Source organism: Liquorilactobacillus vini DSM 20605 (assembly GCF_000255495.1).
GTDB classification, from domain to species: domain Bacteria; phylum Bacillota; class Bacilli; order Lactobacillales; family Lactobacillaceae; genus Liquorilactobacillus; species Liquorilactobacillus vini.
In genome coordinates, this window is record NZ_AHYZ01000046.1 from 1 (window position 1) to 11,664 (window position 11,664).

The window sequence follows — 11,664 nt, forward strand, 5'->3', positions numbered from 1 at the left end:
TTAAAACCAAGAAAAGATCTCTACCTAAGATCAGCTAATCAGCGAACCATTTGGAATCTCATCAGCAACTGTGATTAACTGGACTTGCTTACCGTATTCAGCAGATAACAGCATTCCCTGACTAATCTCGCCCCGCATTTTACGCGGTTGCAAGTTAGCAACGATCACCACTTTCTTGCCAACTAATTTTTCTGGTTCCGGATACCAATCAGCAATTCCTGACAAAATTTGACGTGGCATCGGATCGCCAGCATCTAATTTAAACTTCAGTAACTTATCTGCCCCATTAATATGACTAGCTGCCAAAATTTCAGCAACTCGCAATTCAACTTTATCAAATTTATCAAAACGGATTTCTTTTTTATTCAACTTCAAAGTCTCTTCAACAGCCTTCGTTTTAGCTGCAGCCATCGCTTTGCGGCCCTTTACCTTTTCATTTTTGCTCATTTTGGATTTAATATAAGCAACTTCTTGTTCAACATCAAGACGCGGAAAAATTGGCGTCGGTTTAGCAACAACCTGCTCGCCAACTGGCAAATCAGCATAAGCTAATTGGTCGATCTCAATTTTATCAGTTGGCAGTCCTAACTGGGCAAAGATTTTCTGCGGTGCATGTGTCATCACTGGCTGCAGTAAAATTGCAATTACCCGCAAGCTGGCAGCCAAGTGAGCTAAAACACTCTGTAACGCGCCAACTTGATCCGGATCCTTAGCCAATTGCCAAGGCTCAGTTTCATCGATATATTTATTTGTTCGACTAACCAATTGCCAAATTGCCTCTAAAGCATTTGAAAAATGCACACTATCCATTTCTTTTTCATAATTGACAATTGTCGTTTGCGCAACATTCTCTAAAGCTTGATCAAAAGCTGTAGCATGAGCTAAAGCTGGAATTTTCCCAACATTATATTTATTGATCATCGCAACTGTCCGATTCAAAAGATTACCTAAATCATTAGCTAGATCAAAGTTAACTTTACCAACAAAGTCTTCTGGAGTGAAGACCCCGTCATTTCCAAAGGGAACTGCACGCATTAAATAGTAACGCAACGCGTCTAAGCCATAATGTTCAACTAACATTTCGGGATAAACGACATTGCCTTTAGATTTCGACATTTTCCCATCTTTCATTAAGAGCCAGCCATGACCAATAACATGTTTTGGCAACGGCAGATCTAAAGCCATCAAGATAATTGGCCAATAAATCGTATGGAACCGCACAATCTCTTTGCCAACCATATGGATATCAGCTGGCCAGTATTTTTTAAACAGGCTATCGTCATTACTACCATAGCCTAAAGCAGTAATATAGTTGCACAAGGCATCAATCCAGACATAAACGACATGTTTGGGATTACTTGGAACTTTAACACCCCAGTTAAAGGTTGTCCGGCTAATTGCCAGATCTTCCAAACCTGGTTTAATAAAATTGTTCAACATTTCATTTTTCCGGGAAACTGGAATAATAAAATCAGGATGATCATTATAATATTTAACTAAGCGATCAGCATACTTGCTCATTTTAAAGAAATAACATTCTTCACGAACCAATTCAACTTCATGGCCTGATGGTGCTTTACCACCGATAACTTTGCCCTGTTCATCGCGATAAACTTCAGCTAATTGGGATTCCGTAAAATATTCTTCATCAGAAACTGAATACCAGCCGGTATATTCACCTAGGTAAATGTCGCCTTTTTTCAATAAACGCTCAAAAATCTTTTGAATTGCTTTTTCATGGTAATCATCAGTGGTTCGAATAAACTTGTCATTCGAAATTTCAAGGAGCTGCCACAATTTTTTGATTCCTGCAGCCATTTGATCAACATACTCCTTGGGAGACATCTTCAATTCCTCAGCTTTTTTCTCAATTTTCAAGCCATGTTCATCAGTCCCTGTCAAGAAAAAGACATCATATCCCTGCAGGCGCTTGTAACGAGCCATTACATCACAGGCAATCGTCGTATATGAATTCCCAATATGTAATTTCCCAGAAGGATAATAAATTGGAGTCGTAATATAAAATGTTCCCTTTGAAGCCATCGAAGTCAAGTCCTTTCACTCTACAAAATCATCTTAATTTTTATTTATGTCTAAATTAATAGTTACACAGTTAGTATAGCATAGTTTATGAATTAAAAGTTGTTCCTTCAGACTTTTACTGCTGCAAAAGTTGATGCAGCATCAGCCACAATTTGCTGTGCATTGGCTGGCAAAACTAATTTTTCACGATTGATGGCAATTATTTTAGCTGTTGGATCAGCTGCTGTCAATAGGCCAGCAAATGGATAAACTTGCAGTGAAGTCCCACAAACAACAATTAAATCTGCTTGCGAAATAGCCATTAATGATGCATTGATAATTTTAGGATCAATCTGCTCTTCATATAAAACAATCGCTGGCCGCAAAATCCCACCACAACCTTGATGGATCATAGATTTTAAATATTGTTGATAAGCTACCTTTTGACCGCATTTTTGGCAATAGACTCGATATAAGCTGCCATGAAATTCGATCACATTTTGAGCTTTAGCTTTCATATGCAAGCCATCAACATTTTGCGTAATGATGATGGCTGCTTTATTTTTGGTAAACCAAGCCATTTTCTGATGAATGATATTTGGTAAAGCTGCAGGATAATACATCTGTTGAACCACGAATTGATAAAATTTTTCTGGCTGATGCACTAAACAAGTATGACTTAATAAATACTCTGGCCGTTGCTGATCATTATCATACAAGCCACCTTTAGAACGATAATCTGGTATGCCCGAAGGAGTCGAAACACCGGCACCTGTCAAAAAGACGATTCTCTTTGCCTGAAACAATTCTGCTGCTAATTGCATGATAACACCTCCATTGTCCAAACTAATCAGCCCATTTAACGCAATTGATAAATAAAACCATTTTCCTGCATAAACTCGGTGACTGACTGCTGATAAATTTTCTTAAAATACGCTTCTGGCTGAGCAGTTTGAGGAGCCGGCAACACAAATGAATTCTGTTGATCAGCTTGATAATATCCGATATATGCCCGGGTAAATTGCAAGTTGTCCTGCCAGTCAGTATGATAAATTGCAAATAATTGTCTGATTTGCAATCTCATCTGGCGCTGACTGAAGACTGGGGTGAGAGTTAAGAACTGTCGCAACTGAAGGCTTGGCAGCTGCCAAATTTTCAATTGCTGCTCAAAGCCCTTCAGAGCTTTAACCATCCCGCGTCGAAGCGCCAAAGGGCCGTTCAAATCTTTTTCAGTAATCAGTTCAAATAATTGACTGGCGCCGTTCATTGAGCGCGGATATAATTCAGTCAATTTTTGAATCACTTGATCCTGGCCTTGGAAAAATACCAATCCATCTAATAAAGATAATAACCGCAAAACCATCCATTGATCATTAATTGGCTTTTCTGGCTTTAAAGTTGCTAAGATGCCTCGATAGAAATCCTCCTCAATTTTCTCTGTAATCAACCCTAACTGCCGCTGCTGTTGATAAACAGTAAAATGCAGCAAAGTGTCATATAATTCAAGTCCAGCCGCCATTAGTCGCTCATCAAGCTGCAAATTGCCGGTTGTTAAATTGAACTGCAGCTGCGGGACTGGGGCTTTTAACAATTGCAGATGCAGCAGTTCATGGGAAACAATAAAATCAACGGCTGCTAAATTTCCTATCGAAATCACCATTTGACCATTGTGCAAAAAATGCTTGCCTTGATCGTGGCGTAACCAGTTGCTATTTAAGCGGACAGCTGGCTGAATTTTGATTTTTTGACCGAGTTGCTGCTCAGTCGCTGTTAAAAGTTTACTAACCGCTGGCTGTAAATTAAATTCTGTCATTATGATCACCGTTTTTTCGTATTTTTTGTAAAATCAGCTGGGCACTAGTTAGATCAGTTTGTCCTTGTGCTTGCAACTGCTGGACGACCTCAGCCACCTCAGTGATTTTTGCTCCTGCCGCCAAAGCTGTTGAACGCAATTGCAACTGCATATGGCCACGTTGAATTCCCTCAGTAACAAGTGCTAATAATGCCGCCAGATTCTGGGCCAAGCCAACACAAACCAGCAGTTTTTCCAAATCACTGACTTCTTTAATCTGCGCCAATTGCTGATTCAACTGGACTAATGGCACGATTTTGATCGAACCGCCAACAAAACCCACTGGCAAAGGCAAGGTCAACTCACCCTGTAAAAACTGTTGATCTGCAGATAAACTCCAGTGGCTTAATCCCCGATATTGGCCGTCTCGAGCAGCATAAGCATGAGCTGCACTTTCAATTGCTCGCCAATCATTTCCCATCGCGATCGTTACTGCATCAACGCCATTCATGATTCCTTTATTGTGAGTGGCTGCTCGATAAGGATCAATTTGGGCAACGTGAGCAGCTAAAGCAATTTTCTTAGCCGTCTGTCTGCCAGAAAAGCTTCCTTTAGTTAATAGTTCGACTGGCAGCTGGCAAGTAGCAGTTGCCAAGCATTCATCAGCTAAATTACTTAAAATGCTCATTAATACTTGGCTGCCAAGCTGCTGCCGCAGATACTTGGCAACTGCTTCCAACATCGAGTTAACCATATTGGCCCCCATTGCCGCTTGCGTGTCGATTCCAAGATCAATTGACAGCAACTGATCGTTCAAGCTGCGGACCCGGAGCAAACGAGTACCGCCACCACGTTTTTTTAATGACGGATGAGCTTGATCAGCTACTGCTAGCAATTGAGGCTTTTGCGTCAATAATTGCTGCTTTAACTGCTGCTGATTGGTGATCTGTTCTAAAATAATCTGTCCCCATAAAATATGTGGCCCAATTTTAGTCTTAAAGCCGCCAGATTGCGCAATAAGCCCTGCTCCGTGACTGCTGGCAGCAATAACTGAAGGTTCCTCAGTGACCATTGGTGCCAAATATTGCTGCCCATCAATTAAATAATGCCAAGCCACTCCTTGCGGCAGATGATAATCTGTCAAGTAATTTTCAATCTGTTGGTCACCGAGCAACTGATTGTTTGCCTGCTGTTTTAAGATCTTCGCTTGGGCCGGCGTGATAATTCCTTGATCAATCAACGTTGTTAGCCGGTTGGCCCACGACAGTTGATAAAATTTTTTAGCTGTTCCCATAATTTCACCTCTTGATCCACTAATCGATACTTGATAAATTAATTTTAGCACGTTCAAAACTTTGAAACGACTTAAAATTAGACTGATGTCACCGCACAATAAAAGACTAAAGCAAGGTAATTCATTGTTTTAGTCTTTGGGATAATTATTTTGCTGCTTCATTTTTTAAGGAATGATAAATAAAACCTTCACGTGCTCCGCTTTCAGAAAAAACGACTTTACTACTTGCCAACCACTCTAGCAATAAGACAACCGGCGACATGCCAGCCAAGATGATATCAGCACGATTGGCTTCCATCCCCGGCAGCTGCTGACGTTCTGGTAGCTTTTTAGCTAGCAAAGTAGCATAAATTTCCTTGAAGGCCTGAGTTGTCATTGAAAAGCCATGAAACAAATCTGTCTTAGCATAGCCAAGTCTTGTTCGCTGCAACCGTGCTACCGAGCGATTACAGCCTCCCAATAAGACTAAGGGCAAGTTGGCAGCTTGTTTTAGCCAAGAAATCTGTTGGAAACTACCTACCAAAAAGTCTTGCAACGCAAAAAGCTGCTGAGCAGTAAAATCATTCGTTGGTGAAAACCTTTCACTCAAGCTAACTGCCCCAACCGGCAAGCTAATTCCGGCCACAAATTGTCCTTTTTTTACCAAAGCTAATTCACAGCTGCCACCACCAACATCAAAAATCAGGCATTCCGTCAGCGGCAACGAATTAATCACCGCTAAATAATCAAAATAAGTCTCCTGCTGAGCAGTTAAGACTTGAATTTGGCAACCAGTTAAAGCTTTAATTTGAGCAACAAAATCAGTTCGATTTTCTGCCTGACGAACAGCAGCAGTTGCTATCCCAACAACTTTACATTCTGGATAAGATTGATAAACTTGCTGAAAATCTGCTACTGCTCCCAAAGTTCGTTTAACAGCCTTCGCAGTTAATTTCTTTGGCTGAGAAGCGTTTCCCATTCCCTCAGCTAGACGGGTCGTTGCTTTTTGCCGCAAGATTTCCTGAAAAGAATCTTTCCCAACGATTTGATTGATCGAAAAGCGAACCGAATTTGAACCAAAATCCAAAACTACCAAATTGCGCATCTTAGATTCCCCTCCCAAACTCATTTTCCGTTACCAGATAATGAGTTTATCACTCACATCCTACAAGCTAGTTGCTGAAAGCTACCAGTTTTAGTCAAAATAGTTGACGCCAATTGCAGCCCTGACTTCTGTTAAAGTTTGATTGGCAACTTCATTAGCTTTTTGACTGCCCTTTTGCAACATATCATACACTGCTGGAATATCCTTGGCAAATTCTGCTCGTCGTTCACGAATCGGCCTTAATTCCGCTTCAAGGACATCATTTAAGTACCGTTTGATTTTAACATCGCCTAACCCGCCAGCTTGATACTGTTCTTTCAACATAGCAACCTGCTCTTTGTCAGGATCAAAAACATCTAAATATTTAAAGACCATATTTCCCTCAACTTTGCCAGGATCTGCAACATGAATGTGATTTGGATCAGTATACATTGACATAACTTTTCGCTGCAATGTATCAGCATCATCCGACAGATAAATGCAATTGCCCAGTGACTTGCTCATCTTAGCATTTCCATCAAGACCTGGCAGCCGACCAAATCCTTTAGGAGGAAAGACGCCTCGCGGTTCAACTAAAATTTGCTTATGATAAATGCTATTGAAACTCCGCACAATCTCACGAGCTTGTTCAATCATTGGTTCTTGATCATCGCCGACTGGGACTAATTCCGCCTTAAAAGCTGTAATATCAGATGTTTGGCTAACCGGATAGATGAAAAAACCAGCGGGAATCGATTTTTCAAAATGTTTTTGTTGAATTTCAGCTTTAACAGTTGGATTGCGTTCTAAGCGAGAAACGGTAACTAGATTTAAATAATAATTGGTTAATTCTGATAAGGCCGGAATTTGTGATTGAACAAAAATCGTTGATTTAGCTGGATCAAGACCGACTGCTAAATAGTCTAGCGCTACTTGAAGCAGAGAACGCCGAATTTTTTCTGGATCCCGTGCATTATCTGTTAATGCTTGTTGATCAGCAATCATGATAAAGGTTCGATACTTGCCACTATTTTGCATCTTTACCCGATTTTTTAATGAACCGACGTAATGTCCAATATGTAATTTCCCGGTTGGACGATCACCTGTTAAAATTGTTTTCATTTTATCTGCCTCCTAAAATCAATTAAAAAAAATCCTATTGCAAACTTGCAATAGGACGAATGACCGCGGTGCCACCTATTTTGCAGTTAAAAACTGCCGCTTTAAATAATTTTAATTTAAGATCCAGTTCGTCTTGCTGTTGTACCTTTCAGCTTTTGATACATCTCTGTAAGTTAGCTCAACTACTTAATTATGAATGTATTTTAAACCCTAACTTCCTAAAAAGTCAAAATTTGTTGTTTTTTTGGTAATTCTTATGTTACGATAATTGCCTAAAAGGAGGAGCCATGAACAGCGAAAAACAAAGCGAACAAACACGTATCAATCAAGTTATTTTAAAAATTAAACAAAAATTAACAGCCATCACTGCTGAATTAAACGAAGCTCATTTTGAACGGGCCGCAGTAGAACAAAATTATGGTCAAAATGCCAAAATCAACACCTTGGAAGTTGACGATCAAATGGAAACTAATGCTGAAGTCCAGCAACAAAAACAGCTAGTTGCTAAAAACGTGCAGACTGAAAGCATTTTACAGCAACAAGTTAAACAATTGAGGAGGTTAAGTGATTCTCCTTATTTTGGTCGGATCGATATTTGTGAACCAGGAGACCAGCAACCGGAAAAATTGTATATTGGAACTGCTTCATTTGTTGATAGCCAAAATAACTTCTTGGTTTATGATTGGCGCGCACCAATTTCCAGCATCTACTATAACGGCACTTTAGGGTCTGTTAATTATCAAACACCAGCTGGTCAACAACAAGTTGAATTATTGAAGAAGCGTCAGTTTAAAATTAAGCAAGGAAAGATCCGCAATATGTTTGATACGAATGAAACCGTTGGTGATTCACTACTGCAGGATCTTTTGAGTGAACATAGTGATCAGTACATGCATAACATCGTAGCGACCATTCAGCAAGAACAAAACAGTATTATTCGCGATACGACTCATGATCTGCTTTTAGTTCAAGGTGTTGCCGGCAGCGGTAAGACCTCGGCTGTCTTACAACGGGTAGCCTTTCTCCTATATCATAGCCGCCAAGACCTCGTCGCTGATCAAATGGTCCTATTTTCACCTAACTATCTTTTCAGCAATTACATTTCTGAAGTCTTGCCAAGTTTAGGTGAGAAAAATTTGCGGCAGGTGACTTTGCACGAGTTCTTTTCACGTCGGTTTGAGGGTTTGCAGGTTGAAAATTTGTTTACTGTTTTTGAGGCTAGGCAAACCGCGTCACCCCAGATTCAAAATCATCGAGCAGCCAGCGGTCTCGTTCAAAAAGCAGCTGTTTATGCTCAAACACTGCCAGTTGAGCAAATCTGCTTCGTAGCTCTAAATCTCGCGGGTGAATCAATTATTTCCGCTCGAACTATTAAAAAATTGTATCAATCGCTGCCAGTCAGCTGGTCGCCAGCTTTGAAATTTACAGCTACTAAGAAAAAGCTCTTGCGGTTGATTAAAAAAATTGGCGAGCGACAATTAGCTAAAGATTGGGTAACCGATAAACTGCAAAATCTCAGTGAAGAACAAATTCGTTCTTGGAGTCGACAAGTTTCTCAAGAACCACAACTCATTGAAAAACAGCTGCGTCAAAAAATCGTCAAAAATTATTATCGTCCAATCTATGAAGCAATTTATAATGATTATTTTATAGACAGCTATCAACAGTATAGCGACTTTTTACTTAAGATTGACCCAGCAGTTGCTAAAAGTTTTGCTAACCAGCTTGAATATCACCAAATATCATGGGAAAACTGCGCTCCTTTATTAATGCTGCGGGATACATTAACTGGCAGTGGAATCAATCATCAAATTAAATATCTTTTTATCGACGAAATGCAAGACTATTCAGTTGATCAGCTGCTTTATTTAAAGCATGCCTTTCCCAAGGCTAAATTCACTTTGCTTGGTGATAGTCAGCAAGCTTTATACACAGTTGCCCAAACTCCGCAAGCAGTACTGACAACCTTAAAAGACCAACTGAAATTTAAAAAAGCCAAATTGATCGAGCTCAACAAAAGCTACCGTTCGACTTTTGAAATTACGGATTTTATTCAGCAAATCTTGCCAACTGGTCAACAAATCCAACCATTTAATCGTCACGGTCAATTGCCACAAGTTGTTTCGGTTCAGCCTGATTGCTGGCAGATTAAACTGCTAAAACTAATTAAAAGCCTACAGCATTCAAATCAGACACTGGCTGTTATTACTCAAACTCAAGCTACTGCCATCAAATTGGAAAAGTCTTTGCAGTCACAGTTGAAAGTCACCAGATTAACTGCTAACAGCAATAAACTCGAACACGGAGTAATTGTTTTACCTATTTATTTAGCTAAAGGATTAGAGTTTGATGGAGTCATTGTCTTTAATACTTCGCAGACAGCTTATCCAACTGAAAAATGGAGTCTTCTCTATACCGCTTGTTCGCGAGCTATGCATCAATTAGTCTTATTTTCAATTGGCCAACCCAGCAAAATTATTTCACAAATCAACACGCAAAAATATCTGATTTCGAACGCCAACACCAGTGTTAGCTGACTATCATAACTAATTTGGCAAAATTTTACTAGTTAGTAAACTTAAACTACAACCAAGCAACTAAAAATCACAGTTGATTTTCATTTTAGCTTGTAATATACTATTTAAGTAATGTTTTTGCTGCCACTTTAGCTCAGCAGGTAGAGCACCACCATGGTAAGGTGGGGGTCACCGGTTCAAATCCGGTAAGTGGCTTAATGTTATTTAAGTTTTAATTTACTAACAAGTAAGCTGCAAAACTTTTTGTTTTTCTAGATAGTTTTGTAGCTTATTTTTTTGCTAATTTTTTTTGCAAAAGCGGAAGTATTGCCCTTCTTTTAAAAGACTTATCTGATATATTCAAAATTGTAAGATTTATCTTATTAATTTTAAATTCCAGAAAGGTGAGGGATTTTTTGAAGAATAGATTTGAAAAAGACAATACTTCAGATAGTTCTTTGGTTCTAAAAGTTAGAGAAGAAAACGATAGTGATGCTTTTGAATTCTTATTTTCAAAGTATTTACCCGTTGTACACAAAGCTCTCGGACGCTATCATCTCCATTTTGTTGAACATGATGATTTGCTGCAAGAAGCTAGAATCGTTTGCTATCAGGCAGCACTTTCATACCAGATTGGAACTAAAGCCTCTTTTGGGGCATACTTCCAAAAAAGTTTATTAAATCGTTACTGCAGTTTACTTCGCAAAGAAAGCGCTTTAAAGCGGAAAGCGGAAATTAATGCTGCTTCTTTTGAAAAATTGAATAGTGACGGACAATTTGGTCTTAAAACTGCATTAAGTTACGACAATAATTCACTTTTCACAACTATTTTATTCAAAGAAATCTTAAATGATTTGCAAAATATTTTATCAAAAAGTGAGTATCAAGTTTTTCTTCTGCTCTATCTTGATAAAGCAGATATATTTGAAATAAGTCAAATACTTAACAAGTCAGGTCAGCAGATTTCGCGCTTAATTTCTAGTTGCCGTAAAAAGATTCGTGATGAATTAAATTAATCACGTGCTAAATATTTGTGGGCACTTAATAATCATCCATCTTTGACCTTAACTAAAGTTAAAAGGGGTCTATACTTTCTGATATTGGTGGAACATAAAAGCCAATATCAGTTTTTTAATTTTATATATTACAGGCCATGGCAGCCTGTGATACGATTTAAGCGTCTAAACCCAATCAATCGTTGAAAAAATCCTTCTCTTACCAGAGGTCTCAAATCTGCGGTCGTTAAATTAGCCAAACAATCACTACCTGTTACGACGATTGCCAAAATGCCAGGATCTTTCCTATTTCAGTTACACGTATTTTATATCATGATTTTCAAAAGCCTTAGCACCTGGTCAAACTTCTTGAACATCTTCGTTTTAACGAATTCAAATCAGTTGTCAGATCATATTCATTTATTACCATCGCTGCTAAAAAGCATAATTTGGTTTCAATTCTTGATGATCGCTTGTCTAAAAACATTTGTGCTTACTTTGAAAATCGCTATTCTCTAGAAGAACGTTCAGCTGTCAAATCGGTTGTCATTGACTTAAATGCCAATTACCAGCTTTTCATCAGACGACTTTTTCCGCATGCTAAAAATCATATTGATCGCTTTCACATTGTTCAACTGGTAAATCGGGCTTTCGATTAGCTTAGGGTTACAATTTTAAAGCAACAAGCCGATCAGCATAGCCGGATTTACACAGCTTTAAAAATCAATTGGCGTTTGTTTCATAAAGATGCTGAAAAAGTTGATGATTCTAAAATGCGATATTTCAGGAGAATCAATGAATATATGACCCAACAAAATCTAATTGATCTAGGTCTCAGTACCAGTTCAAAGCTTAAATAG

Annotated in this window: 9 protein-coding genes and 1 tRNA gene; 4 read left to right on the plus strand and 6 right to left on the minus strand. The window is 38.8% G+C overall.

Features of this window, described 5'->3' with window-relative positions; translation table 11 throughout:
- Positions 1–30: 30 nt before the first annotated feature.
- The 6 genes from metG to trpS all read right to left on the minus strand — a co-directional run bounded on the left by metG (position 31) and on the right by trpS (position 7,293).
- A complete protein-coding gene (metG, locus tag ON15_RS02635; protein WP_010579931.1) occupies positions 31–2,043 on the minus strand; it encodes a methionine--tRNA ligase in 2,013 nt (670 codons plus the stop codon).
- 107 nt (positions 2,044–2,150) lie between these two features.
- Positions 2,151–2,846, minus strand: coding sequence for an NAD-dependent protein deacylase (locus ON15_RS02640; protein WP_010579932.1), 696 nt, complete (start codon positions 2,844–2,846; stop codon positions 2,151–2,153).
- 35 nt (positions 2,847–2,881) lie between these two features.
- On the minus strand, positions 2,882–3,835 hold the full coding sequence (locus tag ON15_RS02645) for a hypothetical protein (protein ID WP_010579933.1): 954 nt from the start codon (positions 3,833–3,835) through the stop codon (positions 2,882–2,884).
- Positions 3,822–5,108: a hydroxymethylglutaryl-CoA reductase, degradative gene (locus ON15_RS02650; RefSeq protein ID WP_010579934.1), complete on the minus strand. Its 1,287-nt coding sequence runs from the start codon at positions 5,106–5,108 to the stop codon at positions 3,822–3,824. The genes ON15_RS02645 and ON15_RS02650 overlap by 14 nt, the downstream gene beginning before the upstream one ends.
- A gap of 145 nt (positions 5,109–5,253) precedes the next feature.
- The gene (locus tag ON15_RS02655; RefSeq protein WP_010579935.1) at positions 5,254–6,192 is read right to left on the minus strand and encodes a Ppx/GppA family phosphatase; all 939 of its coding nucleotides are present in this window, start codon (positions 6,190–6,192) and stop codon (positions 5,254–5,256) included.
- Between the two features lie 90 nt (positions 6,193–6,282).
- Positions 6,283–7,293, minus strand: coding sequence for a tryptophan--tRNA ligase (gene trpS, locus ON15_RS02660; protein WP_010579936.1), 1,011 nt, complete (start codon positions 7,291–7,293; stop codon positions 6,283–6,285).
- A 287-nt stretch (positions 7,294–7,580) separates the two neighbouring features.
- On the opposite strand from trpS, the gene helD reads away from it, so the two are divergent.
- The 4 genes from helD (at position 7,581) to ON15_RS11405 (ending at position 11,463) form a co-directional block, all read left to right on the plus strand.
- A complete protein-coding gene (helD, locus tag ON15_RS02665) occupies positions 7,581–9,830 on the plus strand; it encodes an RNA polymerase recycling motor HelD (RefSeq protein ID WP_010579937.1) in 2,250 nt (749 codons plus the stop codon).
- 122 nt (positions 9,831–9,952) lie between these two features.
- Positions 9,953–10,025, plus strand: a tRNA-Thr gene (locus tag ON15_RS02670).
- A 200-nt stretch (positions 10,026–10,225) separates the two neighbouring features.
- Positions 10,226–10,825 (plus strand): RNA polymerase sigma factor, encoded by a 600-nt coding sequence (locus ON15_RS02675; RefSeq protein ID WP_010579938.1) that lies wholly within the window; start codon positions 10,226–10,228, stop codon positions 10,823–10,825.
- 407 nt (positions 10,826–11,232) lie between these two features.
- Positions 11,233–11,463 (plus strand): transposase, encoded by a 231-nt coding sequence (locus ON15_RS11405; RefSeq protein WP_268869591.1) that lies wholly within the window; start codon positions 11,233–11,235, stop codon positions 11,461–11,463.
- The last annotated feature ends 201 nt before the right edge of the window (positions 11,464–11,664 follow it).